The sequence below is a fragment of the Acidovorax sp. genome, from assembly GCF_046291265.1.
Lineage (GTDB): Bacteria > Pseudomonadota > Gammaproteobacteria > Burkholderiales > Burkholderiaceae_C > Acidovorax.
Genome location: NZ_JBKBTV010000032.1, coordinates 26,784 through 53,096, shown reverse-complemented (window position 1 = coordinate 53,096; position 26,313 = coordinate 26,784). Strand labels below are relative to the sequence as shown.

Genomic DNA, 26,313 nt, shown 5'->3' with positions numbered 1-26,313 from the left:
TCGCGTTCTACGCCCCGCTTCGTCTGCCCTGCGGCCCCCTCCCGCACGCCAGCGCTGCCGCCGGTCACCCAAGCCGAAATCGACGCTTCCGGGGTGTCATGGACAACCTTCCGACCTGGTGAGTGCTATGGCATAAGAACGGGTCGGTCCGCCACTTGCTTGAGTGCATCTGACTGGCCACCCGAATGCCGCTCGGTGGCTGTTAACCGCATCGTCTGTCCTGATGCTCCTTACAGGACGGCAACGCTGCCGCCAGTCACCCAAGCCGACATCAACGCTTCCGGGGTGCCATGGACAACCTTCCGACCTGGTGAGTGCTACGGGCTGAGAACGGGTCGTCAGGCCACCTGCTTGAACGCATCCGATTGGCCACCCCAATGCCGCTCGTTGTCTGTTGACCGCATCGTGTGCCCTGATACTCTTTCCGTGACAGCCGCGCTGCCGCCGGTCACCCAACCCGAGATCAATGCTTCCGGGGTGCCATGGATAACTTTCCGACCTGGCGATTGCTATCAACTACAAACGGGTCGCGACAACACTTGCTTGAACGCATCCGATTGGCCACCCGAATGCCGCTCGCTGTCGGTTGACCAAATCGTCTGCCCCGATCCTCTCGCTGGCAAGCCGACGCCGCCTTTGGTCGCTGGCGGAAAACAGTTGGATTGCGAGACCCTCGCCAAGCTGCTGCTCAGCATCATGCAAACCGGTAACCTGAAGGACGCAGCCGTTCAGAAGGAAATTGCAGCCTTGCAGGCTCAGCAAAAGGTCAACGGCTGCACCAAGTAGCTAGGCGCACGCTGCGCGGCGGGGCAACAGCTCACACCATCGTCTTGCGCAGCCACTCGGCAAACGCCGCACATTCCCACCGGTCCATGGTTCCGGTGCGCCAGCACAGGTAGTGCGCGTGCGGGCTCGCGGTGTCGTTGGCGTACAGGCGGACCAGCGTGCCGTTTTCCAGCCAGGGCGCGCCCAGCTTCATCCGGACCAACGCCACGCCCATGCCAGCGGCAGCACCATCGCACATCAGGCCGATGTCGTTGAACTGCGAGCCTTCGCTGGGCTCGGCCCAGTCGAGGCCCGTGGCGGCAAACCAGGTGCGCCAGGGCTCCAGCGGGCTGCGCAGCAGGGGCACGCCCTCCAGGTCTTCCGGGCGTTCAAACGGCCCGTGCTCGCGCACAAACGCAGGTGAAGCCAGGGGCGTGACCACATCGCGCGCAATTTCGACATGCTCCACATCGGCATAGTGGCCCGCGCCAAAACGCACCATCAGGTCGGCGTCCTCGGCCACCACGTCCAGGAGCGGAATGGACACCTGCAGTGCCAGATCGATCTCGGGGTAGGCCTCGGTGAACTGCCGCAGGCGCGGGATGAGGATGGTGCGCGCAAACGTGGGGGTGACCGCCAGCTTGAGCCGCCGCCGCCCGGGCGCTGCCGCCTGACCCGGGAACCGCTGCAGCGCACCCAGCCCTTCGCGCACATGGGCCAGGTAAGCGCTGCCTTCGGTGGTCAGCGAAAAATCCGCGCGGCCAAACAGCCGCACGCCCAGGATCTGTTCGAGCTGCTTGACGCGGTGGCTGACCGCGCTGGGCGTGACGCACAACTCGTCGGCGGTTTGCGTCACGCTGCGCAAGCGGGCCAGGGCTTCAAATGTCAGCAGGCACTGGATGGGCGGAATGCGCCGCGCCGCACTGCTGAGGAAGGAGGACTGAGCGGCGGTGGCCATGGTGGGTGGCGGATGGGCTATCGAAAAACCACGGTCTTGTGGCCGTTCAACACCACCCGGTGCTCGCTGTGCCACTTCACGGCGCGGGCCAGCACCTGGCTTTCGGTGTCGCGGCCGCGGGCGGTCAGGTCTTCCACTGTGTCGGTGTGGTCGGCGCGGGCCACGTCCTGCTCGATGATCGGGCCTTCGTCCAGGTCGGCTGTGACGTAGTGGGCGGTGGCGCCAATCAGCTTCACGCCGCGGTCATGCGCCTGGTAATACGGTTTGGCGCCCTTGAAGCTGGGCAGAAAGCTGTGGTGGATGTTGATGGCCCGTCCGGCCAATGCTTGACACAGATCAAGAGATAACACCTGCATGTAGCGCGCCAGCACCACCAGTTCAGCCCCTTCGGCCTCGATAATCTCCAGCTGCTTGGCCTCGGCCTGGGGCTTGGTGGCTGCCGTCACGGGGATGTGGTGGAACGGCACGTTGTAGCTGGCCGCCAGCTGATAAAAGTCGCGGTGGTTGCTGACGATGGCGCGGATGTCGATGGGCAGCAGGCCACTTTTCCAGCGAAACAGCAGGTCGTTCAGGCAGTGGCCTTCTTTGCTGACCATGAGCACGGTTTTCATGGGGGAGGCCGTGGCGTGCAGGGTCCAGCGCATCTGGTGCGGCTCTGCAAACGCGGTCAGGCGGGCCTTCAGGGTGGCGTGGTCGTGCTGGTCGCAAGCAAATTGCACGCGCATGAAGAACAGGCCCGTGGCGTGGTCGTTGTACTGCGCGGCTTCTTCGATGTTGCCGCCGTGCTCCAGCAGAAAGCCGGAGACAGCGTGCACCAGCCCCAGGCGGTCGGGGCAGGACAGGGTAAGGATGTAGGCGGTGGTCATAGCGGTGCGATTGTCGCAGCATGGCCTCGGCGTCAATGGAACGGGGTTTTGATGATCAATCCAGCTGAAGCGCCGGGTTTAGCCCCTTGGCGGGGAATGCTCCTGTACTTGGGGATTGGTGTGGGCTGGGTGTTTGCGGGCGACGCGGTGCTCGCGCACTGGGTCTCCGATCCCGAGTGGCTGACCAGGATCCAGACCTGGAAAGGCTGGGCTTTTGTGCTGGTGACCAGTGCCCTGGCCTGGTGGCTGTTGCGCCGGGTGGGGCATGCCGAGAGGCTGCGGCAAGCCGTGGCGCGCGAGCTGTCGCAGATCGTGCGCTACGCACCGGCGGGGGTGGCGCGGCTGGCGCTGGACGGCCAGATTCTGTGGGCCAATGACCGGATGGGCGAACTGCTGGGCATGCCCGTGTCGCGCCTGCTGACGCTTCGGGTGCGTGACGTCTCGCCGCTCCACGATCTGGATGAGACCCGTGTCCAGCTCTCGCGCCTGGTGGCAGGCGAAATCGACGACTACGTGAGCCAGCGCGAGTGCCTGCGGCACGACGGGAAAACGGTGCCCGTGCTGTGCACCGTGACGATGGTGCCGGCCGCAGAAGGCAAGCCGGTGCACTTGATCTGCCTGTTGCAAGACCTCCACGAAATCACGGTGGCCCGCGCCGCGCTGGAGCAAAGTGAAGCGCGCCAGCGGCTTGCCGCCACGGTGGTGGACAACACCATGGAAGGCGTGGTGGTGACCGATGCGCAAAGCCGCATCCTGTCGGCCAACGCTGCGGTCACGCGCCTGCTGGGTTACACCGAGGCAGAGTTGCTCGGTAAAACGCCCCGCATCTTCAAATCGGGCCGGCACGACAAGGGTTTTTACGACGCGATGTGGGGCACCGTGCTGCACACGGGCCATTGGCAAGGCGAGATCTGGAACCGCCGCAAGAATGGCGAGGTGTTCCCCGAGCACATGTCCCTGTCGGTGGTGCGTGACCCTGCGGGCGACATCACGCACTACGTGTGCATGTTCACCGACATTTCCGAAGAAAAAGCGCAGCAGCGCCAGTTGGAATACATGGCGCACAACGATGCGCTGACCGGCCTTTGCAACCGCACCTGGTTCGGCCACCAACTGGAGCTGGCCGTGCAGGAGGCCAGCTCCAGCGGCGAGCACATTGCCGTGCTGCTGCTCAACCTGGACCGGTTCAAGGACGTGAACGATAGCTACGGCCACGCCACGGGCGACGAGGTGCTCAAACACATTGCGCGCCAGGTGTTGTCGGCCCTGCGGCCGGGCGATGTGCTGGGCCGTCTGGCGGGCGACGAGCTGGCCGTGGTGGCGCGCAACCTGCGCCATTCCGACGGCGCCGCCGCCGTGGCCCGCCACCTGATCACTGCGGTGGCCCAGCCCTGGCACTCGCCCGACGGGTTTGAAGTGGTGGCGGGGGTGAGCGTGGGCATCTGCATGTACCCCGAACATGCCGCCACCGCCGATCTGCTGCTGCAAGGCGCGCACGCGGCTGTGTACGGCGCCAAGGCGCGGGGCCGGGGCGCGTGGTGCTTTTTTCACGAGGCCATGACACAGGCCGCCCGCGAGCGGTTGGCGCTGGAGTCGCGCCTGCGCCTGGCCCTGGCGCAGGGCCATCTGCAGATGTACTACCAGCCCCAGGTGGACATTGCCAGCGGCCGCATCGTGGGCGCCGAGGCGCTGGTGCGCTGGAACGACCCGGTGGAGGGGCTGATATCGCCCGCGCGTTTCATCCCGGTGGCTGAGACCTCAGGGGTTATCGGCCCGCTGGGCGAATGGGTGGTGCACGAGGTGTGTCGCCAGGGCCAGCAGTGGCGCGCAGCGGGTCTGCCGGACCTGACGCTGGCCGTCAACGTGTCGCCGCGGCAGTTCCATCTGACCGATCTGGCGGGTTGCGCGGCGGCAGCGCTCGCCGAGTCCGGCTTTCCTGCCGAATTGCTGGAGCTGGAGATCACCGAGTCTGCCCTGGCTGAGCGCACCGACGAAGCCCGCCTGGTGCTGATGCGCCTGCAGGCGCTGGGCCTGCGCATTGCGGTGGACGACTTTGGCACCGGCTATTCGTCGCTGGCGCAGCTCAAGCGTTTTCCCATCGACGTGCTCAAGATCGACCAGGGTTTCATCCGCGACATTCCGCAAAGCGAGGACGACATGGCCATCAGCGCCGCCATCATCGCCATGGGGCACAGCATGGGGATGTCGGTGCTGGCCGAGGGCGTGGAGACCGAGGGGCAGCTGGCGTTTTTGCGTGCGCGGGGGTGCGACACGTACCAGGGCTACCTGTGCAGCCGCCCGGTGCCCGCTGATGACTTCGCGGCGCTGCTGGGGGCGCGGGCCGCGGCAGCGTAGTTGGCGCCCCCTGGGGGTTGATAAGAGGCAGGGGTTTGTTTGCTACTTGTGCGCCGACGGTTAACTACTGAGGCGCCGACGGCGCCGGGGCGCGCGGCGCCCACTGCTTGCGCAGCTCGGCACAGTGGTCCTTGGCTGGCGGGGCGGGGGTGGAGACAACAGCATCTGCATCAGAATTGATAGCTGGTAGCGCTTGTCCTGCCTGCGCTAGAGCCACTTTTGACACTAAATTTTGCGGCCAGTGCGTGGGCACGCCCAGGCTGCGCAACACGTGCCCGCCCCCGGCCACCAGCACCACGGTCTGGCCAGGGCGCAAGGCCGATTGAGCGGTTTGGGCCATGCTGGCGTCGCGTGCGATCTGGATGCGCGCCATGGGCGCAATCTGGGTTTCGGGCAGCAGGCCGCAGTGCCCGTCGCGCAGGGCGGTGTACTGGCGCTGCAGCGCGGGGGCGGGCAGGTGCTGGTCCCACGCCGTTTCGCCCATGGCCGCACGCATGCGGCTGCGCGGCAGGTTGCCACCCAGCACCGGCACGCCTGCGCCCACGGCGGCCATCACCACGGGGCCATAGGCCTTCCAGGGCCAGGCAGTGTCGTTCCATCCCAAGGCCTTTTGCACCTCGGCCTCGGTAGCGCCGGGCCGCAGGCCGGCGGTGGTGTGACCGCGTTCGGCCATCTCCAGCACCACCGCGGCGAGCTGGTTGCGCCCGGCAAGCCACACCACGGCTTCGCGCTGCAGGCGCTGGTGGTCGGCGGCGTCGTGCTGCTCGCCCAGCAGCAGCACATCGGCGGGCAGCAGGGTTTGCAGGCGGTCGGGCCAGGGGGCTGTTGCGTCATGGGCGGCAGTCATGCCAGCGCAGCCCGACAAGGTCAGAAGGCAGGCGAGCGCTGTGGCGCCCAGCAAGCGGAAAGTCGGTGGTGGCGCCTCGCGGGCTGGGCGCTGCTGCCAGGCAGTGGACAGGGGAAAAAGATGCATGGCGCCATGCTACGCGCATCGTTCCACCCGCTGCGTGCGGCGCGACGGGATTCTGCCCGCCACCATTGCGCCGCGCCCGGCACGAGGTTCATACTGTGCGGCACTGCCGTCGCATTTACCCGCTGTGCGGACCGGTGTGCTGCCTGAGCCCACAGGCTGCCCTGTCTGGCGCATGGGTGTTGGTACGGCTCAGGCCGGGCTTTGATGAACCACTCTTGACCGAGCGCAAGGCCGCCACCCTGTGGACACCAAATCATCGGAACCCATGAAGCGCGAACCTCACTCCTCCCTGCCCCCCGCCAGCACCATCCAGCCCATCAGCCTGGACGTGCTGCGCGAGAAATACCTCAAATCCGGCGAAACCACGGTGGAGCAGCTCTACCAGCGCGTGGCCCGGGCCCTTGCCTCGGTCGAAAAGCCAGAGCTGCGTGACAAGTACGAAGCGCTGTTCCTGGCGAATCTGAAAGCGGGCGCCATCGGTGCGGGCCGCATCATGAGCGCCGCAGGCACCGATATCCAGGCCACGCTGATCAACTGCTTTGTGCAGCCGGTGGGCGACTGCATCCAGGGCGTGGACGAGGAAGGTTTCCCAGGCATCTACGAGGCCCTGCGCGAGGCCGCCGAAACCATGCGCCGCGGCGGCGGTGTGGGCTACGACTTCTCGCGCATTCGCCCCAAGGGTGCGCGGGTCAAGGCCACGGCGTCGATGGCCTCGGGCCCGTGCAGCTACATGAACGTGTTTGACCAGTCGTGCTCCACGGTAGAGAGCGCAGGCGCACGCCGCGGCGCCCAGATGGGCGTGCTGCGCATCGACCACCCCGATGTGCACGAGTTCATCACCGCCAAGCGCACACCGGGCCGCTGGAACAACTTCAATGTATCGGTCGGTGTGTCTGACGAATTCATCCACGCAGTACAGAACAACGCGCAGTGGGAACTGGTGCACAAGGCGAGGCCGGGCGATGCTCTGCTGTCGCAGGGCGCCCGCCAGCGTGCAGACGGGCAGTGGGTGTACGCCACGGTGCCCGCACGCGAGCTGTGGGACACGATCATGAAGTCGGCCTACGACTTTGCGGAGCCCGGCATCCTGTTCCTGGGGCGTATCAATGAGGACAACAACCTGCATTACTGCGAGGAAATTGCGGCGACCAACCCGTGCGTGACGGCGGACACCCGATTGGCCACTCAATATGGGTTGGTTCAGATCGGGGACCTGTGCTCTCGCCGAGTGCCACTTGAGGTCACGGTAGACCGCCGTGCGTTAGGGCAGGACGGCCGGGGCATTGAGACCCGACCAGCGAAGGCGGCTTTCATGACGGCCCGCGAAGCCGAGGTGTTCAAGGTCATCACGGAAGACGGATACGAAATCAAGGCCACGGCATGGCACGATTTCTACACGCCCCGCGGCAAGATCAAGCTGTCGGAACTGATGGTGGGCGACGAGCTGTGGGTGCAGTCGGGCAAGGGACAGTTTGGGCAGCAAGGCAGCGAAGAGCTGGGTGTTCTGCTGGGGCTGATCACGGGGGACGGCCATTTCACCCACCGGGGAAAAGGCCTGGAAGTCGTTTGCGTCAACCTTTGGAATCAGGAGCGCGAGCTTGCTGATCGGGTGGCCATCACAGTCAATAGCATGATTGCGGGCTTGGCACGTTCGCCAAGGCGCTACCAAGTGGCACCCGTGGCCGTGGCAGAGCGCAATCATGTCTTCATTCGCTCCGTGCTGTTGGCGCGTGCCTTAGCAAGCTGGGGCTTCACGCGTGCCACCAAGCTCCGGGTGCCGGAGGTAGTCTGGCAAGGCAGCGAAGCCTGTGTGAAGGCCTATCTGCGGGCCCTTTTCCAGACCGACGGCACGGTCAATATTTCCGGCGCCAGAGAGAGCTGCTCCATCCGCCTGAGCTCCAGCTACCCGCAACTGCTCAAGGACGTGCAGGTGCTGTTGGTCAACTTGGGTGTCTTCAGCCGGGTGCGCCTCCGTCGGGAGGCCGGGTTCAAGAACATGCCTGACGGAAAAGGCGGGCAGGCTGAATACGCCTGCAAGGAGCAGTACGAACTCATCATTGACGGCGAATCCCGCGAGCGATTCATGGATGAGGTCGGCTTTCTGCTCGACTACAAGACAGCCCGGTACCGCGAATGGGTGGCCGACAAGGTGCTGAGAAAGACACAGCGGTTTGCCAGTCGGATCGTGGAGATTGCGGATGCAGGCAGGGAGGCCGTGTTCGATACGACCCAGGCCGACTGCAATACCGTCATATTCAATGGACTGGTCACAGGGCAGTGCGGCGAACAGCCCTTGCCCTCCTACGGCTGCTGCGACCTCGGCCCCATCATCCTGACCCGCTTTGTGCAGCACCCCTTTGGTGTCGGCGGCGAGGCAGCGTTTGATTTTGATGCCTTCACCCAAGCCGTCGCGCTGCAGGTGCGCGCGCTCGACAACGTGCTGGACGTGACCTATTGGCCGCTGCCGCAGCAGCGCGACGAGGCCATGGCCAAGCGGCGCATTGGGGTGGGGTTTACCGGCATGGGCAACACGCTGGCCATGCTGTGTGTGCGCTACGACCTGCCCGAGGGCCGCACCATGGCGGCACGCATTGCCGAATGCATGCGTGATGCGGCGTATGCGGCTTCGGTAGCGCTGGCGCAGGAGAAGGGGGCGTTCCCCAAGTTCGACAGCATCGGCTACCTGGCGGAGGGCACCTTTGCCAGCCGCCTGCCCGAGTCGCTGAAGGCCGCCATCCACCAGCACGGCATCCGCAACAGCCACTTGCTCTCCATCGCGCCTACGGGCACGGTGAGCCTGGCCTTTGCTGACAATGCCTCCAACGGTATCGAGCCGCCGTTTTCGTGGATGTACAAGCGCAAGAAGCGCGAGTCTGATGGCAGCACCAGCGAATACGCGGTAGAGGACCATGCTTGGCGCCTGTACCGCGAACTGGGGGGCGATGTGGATGCGCTGCCCGCGTATTTCGTCTCGGCCCTGGCCATGCCCGCCGAAGGCCACATCGCCATGATGGAGGCGGTGCAGCCTTTTGTGGACACCGCCATTTCCAAGACAGTGAACATCCCGGCGGACTACCCCTACGAAGACTTCAAGGATCTGTACCTGCAGGCCTGGCGCGCCAAGCTCAAGGGGCTGGCCACCTACCGGCCCAACGCCATCCTGGGGTCGGTGCTGGAGACTCATGCAGTGCCAGATTCAGCGCCCGCTGCGGCGCCGGTGGCGCATCCGGTGGATCCCATGCGCACCGTCATCGAAAGCCGCCCGCAGGGCGGCCTCTCCGCCGTGGCCGAAAAGCTCGAATACTGGACGCAGGAGGGGCATAAGACGCTGTACCTCATCGTGTCCTTCCTGCCCGTGCCCACCGGGGTCGGCAGCGGCACGGTAGACCGCGCCATCGAGTTTTTCATGCCCGTGGGGCAAAGCGGCGAGTCGCAGCAGTGGATCACCTCCAGCATGCGCATGCTGTCGCTGGCGGCGCGTGGCGGTTTTCTGGAGCGGGCTTTGAGCGACATGCGCAAGGTGGCCTGGGACCGGGGCCCCGTGCGCCTGGGCACCCACCGCAAGGACGACGGCGCGGTGGTGCCCATGTGGCATGACTCCGAGGTGGCGGCGATGGCCTATGCCATCCAGAACATTCTGGCGCGCCGCGTGGCCGACCCCGTGCAGCAGCAACTGCCGTTGGACGAACCCGCGCCGCCGCCACTGCCCGTGCCGCAAGCCATGGCGGGCAAGAAGTGCAGCGAGTGCGGTGCCCACGCGGTGATCCGCAAGGATGGTTGTGACTACTGCACACAGTGTGGGCACCTGGGAGCGTGCGGCTGACGTGCTGCGCACCTGCACCACATCCGTTGCAAGCAGCACAGCGTATCGATTCAAGGAGCCCCATGCCATGACCGTGATCCCCTGGCCTCGCAAGATCCGCGCGGTGGGCAACACTGCTCAGGTGGGTTCACGGCGTCCTGCGGCGGCCTCGGAGCGGAACGCTGCAGACGATCTGGCCGACATGGCAGCCACGCTGATCGAGTCGCGCCAGACCCATTTGCCCAAGCGGTTGGGGGCGCCGGCGCCCAATCCCGCGCAACTGGCGAACATCCTTAGTGCGGCAGCGCATGCGCCCGACCACCGTCAGCTGCTGCCCTGGCGGTTTGTGCTGTTACCCGAGGCGTCGCGGCCCCAGCTGGCCGAGGCGTTTGCCGCCGCGCTGCGCGAGCGTGACGACGCTGCCACCGAAGTGCAACAGACCCAGGCGCGTGAGAAGGCCTACCGCGCCCCGTTGCTGTTGCTGGTGGTGGTCGACGGCGAGCGCGGCGACCCCGAAGTCGACCTGCACGAGCGCCTGGCCTCCGCTGGCTGTGCGGTGCAGAACATGATGCTCATGGCGACGGCGCAAGGCTTTGGCTCGGCGTTGACCAGCGGCAAGGCGCTCAAGGCAGAGGCACTGCGCGGGTTGTTTGGGCTGGCACCATCGGAGCTGGCGCTGTGCTTCTTGAGCATCGGCACCGTCCTCTCGCGCAAATCGGCGCGGCCCCGCCCCGCTGCGCAGGCCTATGTGAGCACGCTGGACGCCGAGCGCGGCGTTGTGCCAGGGTTCTGAGCACCAGACGTCAACCCGCCCAACCCACCTGTCGAACTGGCCATCGGCTCATTGGCTGCGCCACAGCCTTACCGCTCCCATGCCCGCATTCAACTCCCCAACCGTCCACCACATTCCCGGATTCAGCGCGCCCGCTGCGGGGTTTGACGACCCCTTCGCCATGCTGCAAGCCTGCCACGAGCGGGTGCAGCGCACCCTGGCCCTGCTGGCGCGCCTTCGCGCGCATGTGCTGCAGCATGGCGCCGATAACAACGCCCGCCAGGCTGCGCGCGATGTGCTGCGGTATTTCGACATCGCCGCACCGCTGCACCACCAGGACGAAGAGCTGCACGTGTTTCCGCTGCTGATGGCCGGTGCGTCTGCCGAGGTGCAGGCGCTGGTGCAGCGTTTGCGCACCGACCACGCCCACATGACGGCCGACTGGGCTGCAGCGCGGGCGCCGCTGCAGGCGTTGGTGGACTGGGTGCCGGATGGAGATGTTGGCGATGGTGGCGGCCTCAACCCCACGGTTTTCAGCCCGGACGACAGCGCCGCACTGGACCGCTTTGCCATCCGCTACGCCGACCACATGCAGGCCGAAGAGGGCGTTGCCTACCCCGCTGCCCTGCAGTTGCTGCCGCCCGAAAGCTTGTCCGCCATGGGGCGTGAGATGGCGGCACGGCGGGGCGCGCGTTAGGTTGCTATAAATAGTAGAGCTGCTAGCGCTTATGGAATAAGCGCTAGAGGCAAATTTGACTCATATTTTGATGCTGAGGTGTGCATTGGGGTGCGTCGCGCCTCAGATGCTGTGGCTGCAACCGCTTCCCTCTGGCGATGCCAGCCATGCCACCTGGGCAGTACCCAGGCAGCCGCAGCAAGTGGGCAGGGGCGCGATACTTGGCGGCTTCTGATGCCACGCTGGGCTGCACGCTCCGTCTGTGCCTTGTGTCTCGTTCTCCGCAACCCCTCATCCCCGCTCCCGCCCGCGCATGCGCCTGACTTTTGCCCTTCGCACCCTCGCCACCCTTGCGCTGGCCTGGGCCGCCGCCGCAGCCTGCGTCGCGCTGAACACACCGTTGCCCTGGATGATTGGCCCCTTGCTGGCCACCTCCGTCGTGTCCATTCTGGGCGGGCCCACCGAAAGCTGGGGCCCGTTGCGCAATGCCGGGCAGTGGACCATCGGCGCCGCGCTGGGCCTGTACTTCACCCCCCAGGTGGTGGCGCTGGTGGGCGGCCTGTGGTGGGCGATTGCGCTGGGCATTGTGTGGGCGCTGGTGCTGGGCTGGTTGTTTGGCGCCTGGCTGTACCGGGTGCATGCACCGCGCATGCACGGCGTGCCCGCGCCCATGATGCGCGCCACCAGTTATTTTGCGGGGGCGATTGGCGCGGCGTCCGAGATGACACTGCTGTCCGAACGCGAAAACGCCCGCACCGACCTGGTGGCCGCCAGCCACAGCCTGCGCCTGCTGATCGTCACGGTGACCATCCCGTTTGCGTTGCAGTGGAGCGGCCTGCACGGCCTGGACATCCTGCCGCCCACGCTGCGGGTGGTGGACTGGCCCGGGCTGGCGCTGATGGCGTTGCTGACCGGCGCCGGTGCATTGCTGATGGACCGCCTGGGTCGCGCCAACCCCTGGTTCATGGGTGCCATGCTGGTGTCGATGGGCATCACCATGGCCGGATACAGCCTGTCTGCCGTGCCGCAGTGGCTGGTGAATGCCGCTCAGCTGGTGATCGGCGTGAGCCTGGGCGTGCGCTTTCGTAAAGAGTTCTTGCACACCGCGCCCCGCTGGCTGGCGTCGGTGGCCGTGGGCACGCTGGGGCTGATGGGCATCTGCGCGCTGTTTGCGGCGCTGCTGGCCTGGGCCACCGGGCTGCCCTGGGTCACGTTACTCTTGGGTACGTCCCCCGGCGGCATCACCGAAATGGCCATTACCGCCAAGGTGCTGCAACTGGGGGTGCCGGTGGTTACCGCGTTTCAGGTGTGCCGGTTGATTGCGGTGCTGATGCTGGTGGACCCGCTGTACCGGTGGATCTACCCGCCGCAGGAGAATTCGGCAGGCCGTTGAACCCAGCGCGGCGCTACCGTCCGTGCGCCCGTGCACCCGTGGAACCAGCTTTGCCGTGCCACCGGGGTTTCCTCCAGGGGCGCAGCGCTTCAGGGTGATCAATGCACGACGACAGGGTTCTGCGCCAAGCCAGCGTACCGGTCCAGCGCATCTTCCACTTCTTCCTGGGTGGGCGTGTCGCGTTGCCAGGCCAGGATCTGCTCCTGGAACATCTCGGCCCATGAGCCGTCCAGATACACCTCTTTGCCGGAGCGTTTGTCCACGATTTCGAAACCGTGGCGTGCGAGCTGGGGAATGGCGGGGGCGGTGTCGTTGAGCACCTGGGTGCTCTTTTTCTCCACGGCGTCGGGCAGCATGTGGACCACCACGAAGGATTCTGAGTCGTAGAGCATGTGCATCGTGTTCCCCTGGTTGATTAGAAAATCAGATGACAGCAGTCACGCAGAGTTCAAGCCCCGGGGGTGGCTTGCGGTAAACCCTTGCAGCGGCGTGGCGTGGTGTCTGACCGCCTGGCCAGGGCTCCCGCCGCGTTTGCGCGCCTGCTGCATTGCAGTATTTCACGAAAACCGGAGCGCGCCGGGTTCGTGGGGCTTTATTACCGGGGTGGCGCTCTGGCGCAACACTGATCTGCATCCGGAGGAGTGAGTGAAGGGTATTCGCCGTTGGCCGCCCCAAGGCAAAACGCGGCCCCTATTGGGAGCAGTGACCTATGCAACGGCGGAGCGGGGGAGGGGCAGTTCTTTCAGGGCGCGCTGCTGCTGCGCAGTTGCAGGTCTGCAAAGTCCCCATTGGCCTGCGTAAGCCGGATGCGTACCGGCAGATAACCCAGCGCTGGCGCCACCCACAGTTCGGCTTTCTGGTCGTAGTCCTTGCGGGGCAGGCGCTGCAGCTTGAGGGTCGCCGTGGCGCCTGCGGGCAGGTCCAGTGTTTCGGGGGCTTCCACGCTAAACGTCCAGCGGTCGGCGCTGCGGGCGCTCACCGTGGTCAGCGTGACCTGGGTGCCGGGCACAAAACGGCCCGGGTCGGCAGCCAGCAGGGCGCCCAGCTGGATGAACACGCTCAGCCGGTCTTGCGCTCCCGGGCCCACGGGGGCTTCCGGGGTGTTGGCGCTGAAGGTGACCCGGCCTTTGGCGTAGTCGAAATGGGCGGCTTGTTCGCTGCGCGCGCGGTCAGAAAACCGCTCGGGCAAAAGGCCTTGCGCACTGATCTGCCCCACGCTGTTTTGCGACCGTGAGCCCACCAAAAACGCGCTGACCTCCTGCCGGGCCTGATAACGGCTGCCATCGTGTTGCCACAGCAGCTCTGCGCGTGCGCTGTAGGCAAATTTCTTGGCCTGTCCGCTCACATCAAAAATCAGCCGGGTGGGTGGTGGCAGGCGCACGGGGGGTGGCGCTGTGCTGGGCGCATGGCCGGTGCCCGCACCCGGCGGGGTGATGTCCACGGCCGCAGCGGGCTCGGAGGCGAGGGGCGGGGCCGATGCCGCCTGCACCGGGGCCGACGCTGCGGGTTCGGCTGGCGCTGCTGGCACTGTGCTCGGCTCCTCGGGCGGCACAACCGTTTCGCCGGGGGGCGCCAATGCCACATCGGTCGGCCCTTCAGCGCCCGCGTCCGGAGTGTCGTTCAGCGCGGGCACGGGCGTGGGGGCTGCGTCGTCAGCAGGAGGCGCTGGGCGCGCAGGTCGAGCCGGTGGTTTGGGGCGTGGGGGCTGCTTGGGGGGCACAGCAGACCGCGGTGCGGTGGGCGCGGCGGGGGTTGTAGTGGCAGGCGGCGGCGGTGCCGGTGCTGCAATGCTGCGGGTGCTGAACACGCGCCCCGAGGGCTCGGCCGGGCTGTCCCAGCTCAGCGGCACGCCGCTCAGCACGAGCCAGTGCAGGGCCAGCACCAGCGCGGTGATCAAAAAAAGCGCGCGCCGTGGCATCTACCTGCGTGCCGGGGCCGTCGTCATGTGCTGCCCGCGCCCAGGTCGCTTGACAACTGGGCCGCCGCAGCGCGCAGGGGCGCGTCGATGGCGCCGCCCCATTCAGGGTCGAAGGTGGCGATGGAGCCCAGCGTGGTGATGCCCAGCTCCAGGTGGCCGTCCGAGTCAAACACGGGCGCGCAAAACGCCACGATGCCGGGCAGCAAGGTGTCCACCACCCGCGCCGCACCGCGTTCCCGCACCTCGGCCAGCAGGGCGTTCACCTCTGCCATGGTGGCGGGCAGGTCGGTGCGCCGCATCTTCACGGCGCGGGCCAGCTCGTCCTTGAGCAGCGGCGCCACCACATCGGGCGCCATGTGCGCCGCAAAGCAGCGGCCAGTGGCCGACGACAGCAGCGGCATCACATCACCCAGGCGCAGATTGGCAGTGACGGCCTGCGGGGACTCCTCCCAGTGCACGATGGTCGGGCCGTGGTTGCCCCACACGGCCAGCGCCAGCGTGTGACCGATGCTTTCCATCAGCTCGGGCATGCGCTCGCGCGCCAGGCGCACGGCATCGAGCCGCGCCAGTGACGCCAGCCCCAGCTTGAGGGCGGCGGGCCCCAGGTCGTAGCGCGCGTTGCGCGGGTCCTGCGTGACCAGGCCCAGGCGCTGAAAGCTCACCAGATACCGGTGCGCCTTGGCTGCGCTCATGCCGGCCGAGGCCGCCACGTCCTTGAGCATCAGTGGCCCACGCGAGCGTGTCAGCCCCTCCAGCAGGGCAAACCCGACCTCGACCGATTGAATTCCTGCACGTTCTTTGTCCATGTGCACTAAAATTTGGGAGTTTTGTTTAGTTAAATCAATTTACCCAAGCGTAATTCGTGTTGGGTGAGCCTTCATCAACCCCTTGAGACAAAGGTCCTGCCACCATGAAACTCGCTACCTACAAAGACGGCTCGCGCGACGGCCAACTGGTTGTCGTCTCCCGCGACCTGGGCACAGCCCATTATGCGACCGGCATTGCCAGCAAGATGCAGCAGGTGCTGGACGACTGGGGCTTCCTGTCGCCCCAGCTGCAGGACCTGTACGACCAGCTCAACAGCGGCCGCGCACGCCACGCCTTCCCGTTTGACCCCAAGCAGTGCATGGCCCCGCTGCCCCGCGCTTATCAGTGGGCTGACGGCTCGGCGTATATCAACCACGTCGAACTGGTGCGAAAAGCGCGCAACTCCGAAGTGCCCGAAAGTTTCTACACCGACCCGCTGATGTACCAGGGCGGCAGCGATGACTTCATCGGCCCCTGCGACGACGTGGTGGTGCCCAGCGAAGCCATGGGCATCGACTTTGAGGCCGAGATCGCCGTCATCACCGGCGACGTGAAGATGGGCACCAACTCAGACCAAGCGCTCGACGGCATCCGCCTGGTGATGATTGCCAACGATGTGAGCCTGCGCAACCTGATCCCGGCCGAGCTGGCCAAGGGTTTCGGCTTCTTCCAATCCAAGCCCGCCACCGCCTTCAGCCCCGTGGCTGTCACGCTGGACGAGCTGGGTGACACCTGGGACCACGGCCGCGTCAACCTCACCGTGCAGTCCACCTGGAACGGCCGCAAGGTCGGCATGTGCGACGCGGGCCCCGAGATGACCTTCCACTTCGGTCAGCTGATCGCCCACGTCGCCAAGACGCGCAACCTGCGCGCTGGCTCCATCATTGGCAGCGGCACCGTCAGTAACAAAGGCGTGGAGAAGGACGGCCGCACCGAATGGCCCAAGGGCTACAGCTGCATCGCCGAAAAGCGCTGCATTGAGACGATTCAGGACGGCAAGCCCAGCACCGAGTTCATGAAGTTCGGCGACACGATCCGCATCGAGGTCAAGGGCAAGGACGGCGCCAGCATCTTTGGCGCCATTGACCAAGCGATTGCCGCACCCGAAGCCTGAGGCGGTGTGGGGTCGCTGAACCGCTGCATCGCAGGAAGGCAGGCCCCCCACGCACCCGCTCCACCCATCCGTTCGGGCTGAGCCCGTCGAAGCCTGGGCAGTGCGGTAGGCCGTCTTCGGCAACCACAAGGCGTGAAAGCGTAAAAACGCATCGATAGCAGTAAAAATTCAAGCAAAAACAGGCTCTAGCGCTTATTGGGTAAGCGCTAGCAGCTATTAATTTGATAGTTACATATAGGAGACAACCCATGCAACGCAGAACCCTCTTGTCCGCCCTGGCCGCCGCAGGCGCCACCGCCGCCGCCCCCTGGGCCGCTGCCCAGCAAGCCGCATGGCCCGACCAGCCCCTGCGCTGGGTCGTGCCTTACCCAGCCGGTGGTGGCACCGACGTGCTGGCCCGCACCGTGGCCGAAGCCATGCGCCAGACGCTGGGCCAGCAGATCATTGTGGACAACCGCCCCGGCGCCGCCACCAACATCGGCGGCCAAGCCGTAGCCACGGCCAAGCCCGACGGCAACACCTTCATGTCGGCCGACAACGCCATCCTGGCCTTCAACGAGCACCTGTTCACCAAGCTGCCGTTCAACCCCGACAAGGACTTCACCTACGTGGGCGGCATCAGCCGTTTCCCGCTGGCCTTGGTGGTGCACCCATCGTTCGAAGCCAAGACGGTGAAGGAATTCCTGGCCTACGCCCGCGCCAACCCCGGCAAGCTCAACTACGCATCGCCCGGCAACGGCTCGCCGCACCACCTGGCGATGGAGATGTTCAAGAACCGCACCAACACCTTCCTCACACACATCCCCTACCGCGGCGCAGCGCCTGCCATGCAGGATGTGATGGGCGGCCAGGTGCCGTGCATGTTCTTGGACCTGGCCGCTGGCCTGCCCGTCATCACCTCGGGCAAGGTGCGCGCACTGGCCATCGGCTCGTCCAAGCGCGTGGCCGCACTGCCCGACGTGCCCACGCTGGCCGAAGCCGGGGTGCCCAACACCGAGGTCTACGCGTTCCAGGGCATCCTGGCCCCGGCCGGTATGCCTGCCGCCATCACAGCGCGGCTGAACGGCGACCTGAACAAGGCCCTGCTCAACCCCGCCGTGGTCAAGCGCATGACCGACTTCGGCATGGAGCCATTGCCCGGCACGCCAGAACAGTTCCGTGCGATGGCGCGGTCTGAGTCCAAGCGTTGGGGGGAGATCATCAAGGCGGCGGGGGTGAAGCTGGATTGATCCGTTTTTTTCACCGATCTCGGCATAAAAAGAGCTGCTAGCGCTTGTCAATAAAGCGCTAGCAGCTCTTTTTTTGGGAGCAAGACGTTGTCTCTGGCGGAGTGGCTCAGTTCCACCCCTCCAGCACAAGCTTCCCCCGCGCCTTGCCGCTCTCAATCAGTGCATGCGCGCGCGTCAAGTTCTCGGCGTTGATGCTTCCAAACCGCTGGTCCAGCGTCGTGCGGATCAGCCCCGCGTCCACCAACTGCGCCACTTCGGTCAGCAGGCGGTGCTGGCCGATCATGTCGTCGGTGCCGAACAGCGCACGCGTGAACATCAGCTCCCAGTGCACCGACACCGACTTACGTTTGAACTTGGTGACGTCCAGCGTGGTGGGGTCATCGATCAGCCCGAACTGGCCCTGTGGCGCGATGGCTTCCACGATCTGGTCGAAGTGCGCGTCGGTCTGCGTGAGGCTCACGATGATGTCCACCGTGGGGTGGCCGATGCGGGCCAGCTCTTGCGTCAGCGGCAGGCTGTGGTCGATGACATGGTGGGCTCCCAGGTCGCGCACCCATTGCTGTGTTTCGGGCCGTGATGCGGTGCCGATCACGGTCAGGCTGGTCAGCCGTGCCGCCAGCTGCGTGAGGATGGAGCCCACGCCGCCGCTCGCGCCGATGATGAGCAGAGACTTGTTCGACGGCTGCTTGCCGGGCGCCACGCCCAGTCGGTCAAACAGCAGTTCCCACGCGGTGATGGTGGTCAGCGGCAGGGCGGCGGCTTCGGCAAAGTCCAGCGACTTTGGCGCGTGGCCCACGATGCGCTCGTCCACCAGGTGCAGCTCGCTGTTGGTGCCCTGGCGCGCGATGGAGCCTGCGTACCAGACGCGATCGCCGGGTTGGAACAGCGTCACCTCCGGGCCCACGGCGCGCACGATGCCGCTGGCGTCCCAGCCCAGCACCTTTTGGTCGGGGCCGTCGCCGCTGCGCGAGCTGCTTTTGCGCACCTTCGTGTCCACGGGGTTGACGGAGACCGCATGCACCTCCACCAGCAGGTCGCGGCCGGTGGCCACGGGGTCGGGCAGGGTGATGTCGAGCAGCGACTCGGGGTGGTCAAGGGGGTGGGCGGTTTGGTAGCCGATGGCTTTCATGGTGTGGTTCCTTGGGGGTGGACAGGGGATGGTGGACGAATGAAAAGGGGCGAGCGGATCACGCCATTGCGGCAAAGGCAGGCCGCGCGGCGGACGCATTGACGGGGCCGTAGTCGCTGTAGCCTTGTTCGTTGCCGCCGAACAAGGTGGCTGGGTCGAAGGTGGCCAGCGGCAATCCACCGGCGTAGCGCGCTGGCAAATCCGGGTTGGCGATAAACGGACGGCCAAAGGCCACGAGGTCGGCCATACCCGACGACAGGATCCGCTGCGCGCGATCGGGCGTGTATTTGCCCGCCACGATCACGCGGCCGCTGTAGGCTTTGCGCAGGGCCTGGCGGAAGTCATCAGGGATGCTGGGCGCGTCGTCCCAGTCGGCTTCGGCCAGGTGGATGTAGGCCAGACCCAGCGTATCCAACTGGCGCGCCAGGTGCAGCATGGTGGGGATGATCTCGGGGCAGTTCATGTTGCGCTGGGTGATGAACGGGGCCAGGCGCATGCCGGTGCGTTCGGCACCGGCCTCGCTGGCGACAGCGGCTGCCACTTCGCGGGCGAAGCGGGTGCGGTTGTCCATGGCACCGCCGTAGGCGTCTGTGCGGTGGTTGGAGGTGGTGCGCAGGAACTGGTCAATGAGGTAGCCATTGGCGCCGTGGATTTCTACGCCGTCAAAACCCGCCCGCATGGCGTTGGCGGCTGCGCGGCGAAAGTCATCGATCACGCCTGCGATTTCGGCGGTGTCGAGCGCCCTGGGCACTGGGCAATCGACCATGTGGCCTACGCCGTCATCACCCACCACCCACACCTTGGCCTCAGGCGACAAGGCTGACGGTGCCACCGGCAGGCCGTCAGGGTGGAAGCTGGGGTGCGACATTCGGCCCACGTGCCACAGCTGCAGCACCATGCGGCCACCTTCGGCGTGGACGGCGTCAGTCACCCTTCGCCAACCTTGTACCTGCGCCTCGGAGTAGATGCCGGGCGTGAAGCTGTAGCCCTGGCCCTGGGGCGAGATCTGCGTGGCTTCGCTCACGATCAACCCGGCACTGGCGCGCTGGGCGTAGTAGGCGGCCATCATTGCGTTGGGCACATCACCCGGCTGGGTGCTGCGGGCGCGGGTCATGGGGGCCATCACCATGCGGTTGGGCAGTGCCAGAGGCCCGAGTGGCAGAGGGGCAAAAAGAGACGGGGTGGAAGCGTTGGTCATGGTGGTTTTGTCGTGGTGTGGGGCGGATGGCTGATCAGGCCCCTATGGTCGCTTCGCCAGATTCATTGATAAATAGGCTGGCGATTGAATGAATATTCAAAGAAAATTTGAAAATCAACGTCCATACCATCCACTCAAAGCATGAAAAACCTGCAGGACCTCGACATCTTTGTGCGCACGGCCGACAGCGGAAGTCTGTCTGCCACGGCCCGGGCGTTGGACATGACTCCGGCGGCGGCGAGTGCCGCGCTCAAGCGGCTGGAGGCTGAATTGGGCGTGCTGCTGTTCGTGCGTTCCACCCGCAGCCTCCGGCTGACGCAAGAGGGCGCCTTGCTGCTGGAGCATGGTCGCCCCGCACTGGCTGCCCTGCATCAGGTGCAGGGGCAGTTGGCCGGTGGCCGCGCGGGCGAGTTGCGCGGCACGCTGCAACTAGCGGCGCCGTCGGACCTGGGGCGCAACGTGTTGTTGCCGTGGTTGGACGAGTTTCAGGCGCTGCATCCGGGCATCGACATCCGCCTGCAGCTGTCAGACCGCATGGCCAACGTCTACAGCGAGCCGGTGGACGCCGCCTTTCGCTACGGCGAGCCGCTGGATTCAAGTCTGGTGGCGCTGCCGCTGGCTGCGGAGCACCGGCGCGTGTTGTGCGCAGCCCCGGCCTACCTTGCGGCGCATGGCACGCCGCGCACGCCGCACGCACTTGCCGACCACCAGTGCCTGTGTTTCATGCTGGGCGAGGATGTGCACGACCGCTGGCGCTTTTGGGATGCTGCTGGCCAGGAGGCCCAGGTGCGGGTGTCCAGCCACAACGTCTCCAACGACGGCGACGTGGTGCGCCGCTGGGCCGTGATGGGCCGGGGCATTGCCTACAAATCATCGTTTGACGTGGTCAGCGATATGGCCGCCGGGCGACTGGTGGCGTTGTGCTCGGACTGGACCACCGAGGCAGTCCCGCTGTTCCTGGTGGCCCCCAGCCGCCGACAACTCACGCCGCTGGTGCGCGCGCTGCGCGACTTTGTGGTCGGTCGGTTGCAGGGGCTGGCGCGCGGCGGTTCAGAGTGTGTGGGCGACCCCCTCGGTGCAGGTGCGACCACGATCGGTTGACCCGGCCCATCAGTGTTGAAGTTGCTGTTGCCGCTACAGTCGGTCCACGCTTGGCCCGCCTTCGCGGCGCGACAGGTCCACCGCCCACCAGGAGACCGCTCTTTCCATGCCCGTACCCGCCGCCCCCGCCGAATGGACCGACGCATTGCGCCGCGCGCTGCCACTGGCTGCCCTGCAGCCCGGCGACGTGGACTACTTTCTGGTCAGCCCCGGCAGGCGCTATGTGGCGTGCACGACCCATGCCCTGCACTCGGTGCTGATCGACACGGCACAGCGGCGCTACGCCGTGCTGGCCGACTGGAGCGTGCGCGGGCTTGATGATGCCGCGGTCGAGCTGGAGTCGGACGAGACCCGCAGGCAGGCGTTTCCCGTCTATGCCGACCTGTGGCAACCGGCCTTCTCCGACCCGGCGTTGCCCTGGCAGGCTGCCCTGGAAGAGGCTGAGGGCTGATCGGTGGCCACCACCACCACAACTTCGGCGGCGGCGGCGCGCGTGCCGATGTCGGTCTGGGCGGGGCTGGGTGTGCTGGTCGTTGGCTTGGGCGTGTCGCTGGCCCTGCTCACCGGCTTTGGGCAGTCCATGGCCTGCGGTACGTTCGGGCTTGATTGCATCGCCGCGGCTTTTGGCATGGTGCTGTGCACCGTGTGTGCCTCGCTCGTCCTGCTGCTGCGGGGCCTGGTCACCATGCGCCGCAGCGGGGGCTTCTCCGTGGCCAAGGTGCTGACGGCGAGCATCGCTGGCGTCATCGCGCTGGCGATGGTGCTGCTGCTCGGGTTTGCGGTGCTGGTGGTGTTGCGGTAGGGGGGGCAGCCCCGCTCGCGCTGTTGCGCAGGCGACGGGTGCCCCGGCCCAGCGCGGGACACAATGCCGCACCCCACAGAAGGATTGCCATGCTGAATTTCGACTTCCACAACCCCACCCACATCGCCTTCGGCCAGGGCCGCATCGCCGACCTGGCCAAGCTCGTGCCCGCTGCGGCCAAGGTGCTCATCCTGGTGGGCGGCGCCAGCGCCGAGAAGACCGGCACGCTGGCTGAAGTGCGCGCCGCACTGGGTAGCCGCCAGCACGCCACCTTCAGCGGCATCGAGCCCAACCCGAGCTACGAGACCTCGATGAGAGCCGTAGCGCAGATCCGTGAGGGCGGGTTTGATTTTTTGCTGGCCGTGGGCGGCGGGTCGGTGATTGATGCGGTGAAGTTCATCGCCGCCGCCGTCCCGTTCGAGGGCGGCGACCCGTGGGCCATTCTGGAAAAACACGGCCGCAACATCACCGGCGCCCTGCCGTTTGGCGCCGTGCTCACGCTGCCCGCCACGGGCTCGGAGATGAACAACGGCGGCGTCATCACCCACCGCGCCAAGGGCGCCAAGCTGGCGTTTGGCAGCAAACACACCTACCCCGTGTTCTCGGTGCTCGACCCCACCAAGACCTACACCCTGCCGCCCCAGCAGCTGGCCAACGGCGTGGTCGATGCCTTCGTGCACACCGTGGAGCAGTACCTCACCTACCCCGTCAATGCGCCCGTGCAGGACCGTTTTGCCGAAGGCATTTTGCAGACGCTGATCGAGATCGGCCCGCGCCTGCTCACCGCCCCTGAGCCCGTGTACGACGACCGCGCCAACCTCATGTGGGCGGCCACCATGGCGCTCAACGGCCTCATCGGTGCGGGCGTGCCGCAGGACTGGGCCACGCACATGATCGGCCATGAGCTGACCGCGCTGCACGGCATCGACCACGCGCGCACGCTGGCCATCGTGCTGCCCGCCCTGCTGCACGAGCGCCGTGTGCCCAAGCGCGAAAAGCTTCTGCAATACGGCCAGCGCGTGTGGGGCATCACCACCGGCACGGACGACGAGCGCATCACCGCCGCCATCGAGCGCACGCGCGACTTTTTTGAAAGCATGGGCATCGCCACGCGCCTGTCGGGCTACGGCTTGGGCGCCGAAGTGGTGGACACCGTGGTGGCGCAGCTCGAAGCGCACGGCATGGTGCAGCTGGGCGAGCAGCGCGAGGTGACACCGGCCGTCAGCCGACGCATTCTCGAAGCCGCGCTGTAAGCCAACGCCGCGAATCCGCCGGAGCCGGGCCGGTATGCGGGAGATCGCTGGTACGGTGGTCGTTACCTGTTTGTGCAACACAAACCCCACCGACTGCATCATTTACCGAAAGCGATTTGTATGGCCCGCATCCTCATGGTTTTGACCTCCCACGACCAGTTGGGAGACACCGGCAAGAAGACCGGCTTCTGGCTGGAAGAATTTGCCGCCCCGTATTACGTGTTCAAAAATGCAGGCGCAGACATCACGCTCGCATCCCCCAAGGGCGGCCAGCCGCCGCTCGACCCCAAAAGCGATGACGCCGATGCGCAAACCGATGCCACCCGCCGCTTCAAGGGCGATGCGGCCGCGCAGAAAGAACTGGCCAACACTGTGCTGCTGTCCACCGTGAAGACCGAAGACTTTGACGCCGTGTTCTACCCCGGCGGCCACGGCCCTCTGTGGGATCTGGCGGAAGACGCACAGTCCATTGCGCTCATCGAAAAAATCTTTGCGGCGGGCAAGCCGCTGGCCCTGGTGTGCCACGCCCCCGGCGTGCTGCGCCACACCAAGGCGCCCGACGGGTCGCCACTGGTCAAAGGCAAAAAGGTCACGGGGTTCACCAATTCCGAAGAAGAGGCTGTGCAACTGACCAAGGTTGTGCCCTTCCTCGTGGAAGACATGCTCAAGTCCAATGGCGGCCACTATTCCAAGGGGGCCGACTGGGCGCCCTATGTGTTGACCGATGGCATGCTGATCACGGGGCAAAACCCGGCATCGTCGGAGCAGGGCGCGCACGCGCTGCTCAAGCTGCTGGGTTGAGGGCGGACATCCAAAAAGACAGGGGCTTCGGCCCCTTGTTCTTTTGCAATGCCGCGCAGTCTTTAGGTTGAAAATTCAAGCCAAAATGGCCTCTAGCGCTTGATGGTAAAGCGCTGTTAGCTATCAAAATAGTAGTGTTTTTGTGCAGCGCAAATCCCTGGCATCAGGCGGTTGCCGTCGCCTCTGCGGTCGATGTATCGCTCAGTTCCACCTCCACCAGGCAGTCGTAGAACGTCGGCGCACGCCCCAGGTCCGTCAGCGCCTGGCTGGTGACCTCGTTCACGTTCGTGCCATCGAGTCCCAGCTTTCGCCACCAGATGCCCAGGCCGTTAACCACGCCCGGGCGGGCGCGGCGCGAGACGGTGGCGTGGCACAGATAGCTGCCGCGGTCGTTGAACACGCGCACCACGGCGTCGTTGGCGATGCCGCGGGCTTCGGCGTCGTCGGGGTGAATCTCCAGCACCGGGCGGCCTTCGATGTTGCGCAGGCTCTGCACGTTCACGAAGGTGGAATTGAGGAAGTTGCGCGCGGGCGGCGAGATCATCGCCAGCGGGTGGCGTGCATCGGTGCCCTGCAGTTCATAGTTGGGCAGGTGGTCGGGCAGGCCGTCCAGGCCCTGCGCGGCCAGGCGGGCGCTGTAGAACTCGCACTTGCCGGACGGTGACGGAAAGTTGCCCTCAGCAAACAGCGCATCGGGGATGGCCAGCGTGGCAAAACCTTGCGATTCGAGCAACGCGTAGTCCACCGCATCGCCAAAGGCCTGGCGGCACAGCGCCTCGTCGCTGTCGGCAAAACACGGCTCGGTGAAACCCATGCGCGCGGCCAGGTCGCGGAAGATCTGGGCGTTGCTGCGGGCCTCGCCCAGCGGCGCAATGGCGGGGCGGTTGAGCAGCACGTCGGTGTGGCCGTAGGAGAGGTGAATGTCCCAGGCTTCGAGCTGCGTGGTGGCGGGCAGGATGTAGTCCGCATAGTCGGCCGTGTCGGTCTGAAAGTGCTCCAACACCACGGTGAAAAGGTCTTCGCGCGCAAAACCTTGCACCACCTTGCCCGACTCGGGCGCCACGGCCACGGGGTTGCTGTTGTAGACCACGATGGCCTCGACCTTGGGCCCGAAGGCAGGCGATGCCTCGCGCAGCAGGTCGTCGCCGATGGTGGACATGTTGATGGTGCGGGGCGTCTTGCCAGCGGGCATCAGGTCGGGCCGCTGCAGCACCGCACGCTGCGCGGGAAACTGCCCCGAGCTGGACAGCAACACGCCGCCCGCGCGGTGGCGCCAGGCGCCGGTAAGCGCAGGCAGGCAGGCCACGGCACGCACCGCGTTGCCCCCGCCGCGCACGCGCTGCATGCCGTAGTTCAGGCGGATGGCGGCGGGTTTTGTGGTGCCGTAGTCGCGCGCTAACTGGCGGATCTGCTCCACCGGCACGCCGCAGACCTCGGCCGCGCGCTCGGGCGGCCATTGCAGGGCGCGCTCGCGCAGCTGCTCCCAGCCCAGCGTGTGGCGGGCGATGTAGTCATGGTCCAGCCAGTCGTTGGCGATCAACTCGTGCATCAGCGCTAGGGCCAGCGCGGCATCGGTGCCCGGGCGCAGGGCAATGTGCTCGTGGCATTTGTCGGCCGTCTCGCTCTTGCGCGGATCGATGCACACCAGCTTGGCGCCGTTGCGCTTGGCTTGCTGGGCATAGCGCCAGAAATGCAGGTTGCTGCCAATCGAGTTGCTGCCCCAGATGATGATGAGCTGCGACTCGGCAAAAAACTCCACCTTCATGCCCACCTTGCCGCCCAGGGTCTGCACCAGCGCCTCGGCCCCGGCCGACGCGCAGATGGTGCGGTCGAGCTGCGATGCGCCCAGCTTGTGAAAGAACCGCCGGTCCATGCTCTCGCCCTGCACCATGCCCATGGTGCCGGCGTAGCTGTAAGGCAGCACGGCTTCTGGTGCGCGCGCGGCAATGGTTTTCAGGCGCTGCGCAATGTCGTTCAGCGCCTCGTCCCAGCTGACGGGGGTGAATTGCCCGCTGCCGATCTGTCCTTTTGGGCCAATGCGCTTGAGCGGCGTGAGCACGCGCTCAGGGTGGTAGCTGCGTTCGGTGTACTTGCTGACCTTGGCGCACAACACGCCGTCGGTGTGCGGGTGGGCGGGGTTGCCCTGTACGCGGGTGGCCACGCCGTTTTCTACGGTGGTGAGCAGGGCGCAGGTGTCTGGGCAGTCGTGGGGACAGGCTCCGCGCACCTGAATCGGCTCAGATAGAGGGGTATTTGCAGCAGAAGACGTGGGCATTTGGTAGGTTGATCGTTAAACTGGCAATCAGGGTTGGAACGGGTGTGCATATCTAGCACCCTTCCAAGGAGGCTGCCTACCGGCAGCGCAGAGGGATCGCCCTCGATTCACAAGAGCAGAGATTTC

General features: G+C 66.0%; 22 protein-coding genes. 13 read left to right on the top strand and 9 right to left on the bottom strand.

The annotated features are described in order from the left end of the window. Positions 1-351 precede the first annotated feature (351 nt). Positions 352-786: a hypothetical protein gene (locus ACK41V_RS13630; RefSeq protein ID WP_409783137.1), complete on the top strand. Its 435-nt coding sequence runs from the start codon at positions 352-354 to the stop codon at positions 784-786. 31 nt (positions 787-817) lie between these two features. Here the strand turns inward: ACK41V_RS13630 and ACK41V_RS13625 are convergent, their stop codons facing one another. Further along, the gene (locus ACK41V_RS13625; RefSeq protein WP_409783136.1) at positions 818-1,723 is read right to left on the bottom strand and encodes a LysR substrate-binding domain-containing protein; all 906 of its coding nucleotides are present in this window, start codon (positions 1,721-1,723) and stop codon (positions 818-820) included. Positions 1,724-1,740: 17 nt separating this feature from the next. Beyond that, the gene (gene purU, locus ACK41V_RS13620) at positions 1,741-2,589 is read right to left on the bottom strand and encodes a formyltetrahydrofolate deformylase (RefSeq protein WP_409783135.1); all 849 of its coding nucleotides are present in this window, start codon (positions 2,587-2,589) and stop codon (positions 1,741-1,743) included. A 51-nt stretch (positions 2,590-2,640) separates the two neighbouring features. Between purU and ACK41V_RS13615 the strand changes: the two genes are divergently transcribed. Next, positions 2,641-4,944, top strand: coding sequence for a putative bifunctional diguanylate cyclase/phosphodiesterase (locus ACK41V_RS13615; protein ID WP_409783134.1), 2,304 nt, complete (start codon positions 2,641-2,643; stop codon positions 4,942-4,944). Positions 4,945-5,008: 64 nt separating this feature from the next. Here ACK41V_RS13615 and ACK41V_RS13610 read toward each other — a convergent pair whose 3' ends face one another. After that, the gene (locus tag ACK41V_RS13610; protein ID WP_409783133.1) at positions 5,009-5,917 is read right to left on the bottom strand and encodes a ChaN family lipoprotein; all 909 of its coding nucleotides are present in this window, start codon (positions 5,915-5,917) and stop codon (positions 5,009-5,011) included. 265 nt (positions 5,918-6,182) lie between these two features. On the opposite strand from ACK41V_RS13610, the gene ACK41V_RS13605 reads away from it, so the two are divergent. From ACK41V_RS13605 to ACK41V_RS13590, 4 genes are all read left to right on the top strand, one after another. Then, on the top strand, positions 6,183-9,740 hold the full coding sequence (locus tag ACK41V_RS13605; protein WP_409783132.1) for an LAGLIDADG family homing endonuclease: 3,558 nt from the start codon (positions 6,183-6,185) through the stop codon (positions 9,738-9,740). Between the two features lie 67 nt (positions 9,741-9,807). After that, the gene (locus tag ACK41V_RS13600) at positions 9,808-10,512 is read left to right on the top strand and encodes a nitroreductase (protein ID WP_409783131.1); all 705 of its coding nucleotides are present in this window, start codon (positions 9,808-9,810) and stop codon (positions 10,510-10,512) included. A 79-nt stretch (positions 10,513-10,591) separates the two neighbouring features. After that, the gene (locus tag ACK41V_RS13595; RefSeq protein WP_409783130.1) at positions 10,592-11,188 is read left to right on the top strand and encodes a hemerythrin domain-containing protein; all 597 of its coding nucleotides are present in this window, start codon (positions 10,592-10,594) and stop codon (positions 11,186-11,188) included. Between the two features lie 292 nt (positions 11,189-11,480). Then, positions 11,481-12,560, top strand: a complete 1,080-nt coding sequence (locus ACK41V_RS13590) for an AbrB family transcriptional regulator (protein WP_409783129.1) — start codon at positions 11,481-11,483, stop codon at positions 12,558-12,560. Positions 12,561-12,658: 98 nt separating this feature from the next. On the opposite strand, the gene ACK41V_RS13585 is transcribed toward ACK41V_RS13590, so the two are convergent. The 3 genes from ACK41V_RS13585 to ACK41V_RS13575 form a co-directional block, all read right to left on the bottom strand. Then, positions 12,659-12,958, bottom strand: coding sequence for a DUF3567 domain-containing protein (locus ACK41V_RS13585; RefSeq protein WP_291434102.1), 300 nt, complete (start codon positions 12,956-12,958; stop codon positions 12,659-12,661). Positions 12,959-13,302: 344 nt separating this feature from the next. Continuing rightward, complete coding sequence (locus ACK41V_RS13580; protein ID WP_409783128.1) at positions 13,303-14,478, bottom strand: DUF3108 domain-containing protein; 1,176 nt, start codon at positions 14,476-14,478, stop codon at positions 13,303-13,305. A gap of 23 nt (positions 14,479-14,501) precedes the next feature. Next, positions 14,502-15,284 (bottom strand): IclR family transcriptional regulator, encoded by a 783-nt coding sequence (locus ACK41V_RS13575; protein ID WP_409783127.1) that lies wholly within the window; start codon positions 15,282-15,284, stop codon positions 14,502-14,504. A gap of 104 nt (positions 15,285-15,388) precedes the next feature. Here ACK41V_RS13575 and ACK41V_RS13570 point away from each other — a divergent pair, with 104 nt between their 5' ends. Both ACK41V_RS13570 and ACK41V_RS13565 read left to right on the top strand, forming a co-directional pair. After that, a complete protein-coding gene (locus ACK41V_RS13570) occupies positions 15,389-16,399 on the top strand; it encodes a fumarylacetoacetate hydrolase family protein (RefSeq protein ID WP_409783126.1) in 1,011 nt (336 codons plus the stop codon). Between the two features lie 248 nt (positions 16,400-16,647). Beyond that, complete coding sequence (locus ACK41V_RS13565) at positions 16,648-17,628, top strand: Bug family tripartite tricarboxylate transporter substrate binding protein (protein WP_409783125.1); 981 nt, start codon at positions 16,648-16,650, stop codon at positions 17,626-17,628. A 106-nt stretch (positions 17,629-17,734) separates the two neighbouring features. On the opposite strand, the gene ACK41V_RS13560 is transcribed toward ACK41V_RS13565, so the two are convergent. After that, positions 17,735-18,757 (bottom strand): zinc-binding alcohol dehydrogenase family protein, encoded by a 1,023-nt coding sequence (locus ACK41V_RS13560; protein ID WP_409783124.1) that lies wholly within the window; start codon positions 18,755-18,757, stop codon positions 17,735-17,737. Between the two features lie 58 nt (positions 18,758-18,815). Beyond that, complete coding sequence (locus ACK41V_RS13555) at positions 18,816-19,955, bottom strand: alkene reductase (RefSeq protein ID WP_409783123.1); 1,140 nt, start codon at positions 19,953-19,955, stop codon at positions 18,816-18,818. Positions 19,956-20,096: 141 nt separating this feature from the next. On the opposite strand from ACK41V_RS13555, the gene ACK41V_RS13550 reads away from it, so the two are divergent. The 5 genes from ACK41V_RS13550 to ACK41V_RS13530 all read left to right on the top strand — a co-directional run bounded on the left by ACK41V_RS13550 (position 20,097) and on the right by ACK41V_RS13530 (position 23,912). Then, entirely contained in the window at positions 20,097-21,056 is a 960-nt protein-coding gene (locus ACK41V_RS13550; protein WP_409783122.1) for a LysR substrate-binding domain-containing protein, read from the top strand. 106 nt (positions 21,057-21,162) lie between these two features. Continuing rightward, positions 21,163-21,507, top strand: a complete 345-nt coding sequence (locus ACK41V_RS13545) for a hypothetical protein (RefSeq protein WP_409783121.1) — start codon at positions 21,163-21,165, stop codon at positions 21,505-21,507. A 3-nt stretch (positions 21,508-21,510) separates the two neighbouring features. Next, a complete protein-coding gene (locus tag ACK41V_RS13540) occupies positions 21,511-21,858 on the top strand; it encodes a hypothetical protein (protein ID WP_409783120.1) in 348 nt (115 codons plus the stop codon). An 89-nt stretch (positions 21,859-21,947) separates the two neighbouring features. Continuing rightward, positions 21,948-23,111, top strand: coding sequence for an iron-containing alcohol dehydrogenase (locus ACK41V_RS13535; protein ID WP_409783119.1), 1,164 nt, complete (start codon positions 21,948-21,950; stop codon positions 23,109-23,111). 120 nt (positions 23,112-23,231) lie between these two features. Further along, positions 23,232-23,912, top strand: coding sequence for a type 1 glutamine amidotransferase domain-containing protein (locus tag ACK41V_RS13530; protein ID WP_409783118.1), 681 nt, complete (start codon positions 23,232-23,234; stop codon positions 23,910-23,912). Between the two features lie 163 nt (positions 23,913-24,075). Here ACK41V_RS13530 and ACK41V_RS13525 read toward each other — a convergent pair whose 3' ends face one another. After that, the gene (locus ACK41V_RS13525) at positions 24,076-26,187 is read right to left on the bottom strand and encodes a molybdopterin-dependent oxidoreductase (RefSeq protein ID WP_409783117.1); all 2,112 of its coding nucleotides are present in this window, start codon (positions 26,185-26,187) and stop codon (positions 24,076-24,078) included. Positions 26,188-26,313: the final 126 nt, after the last annotated feature.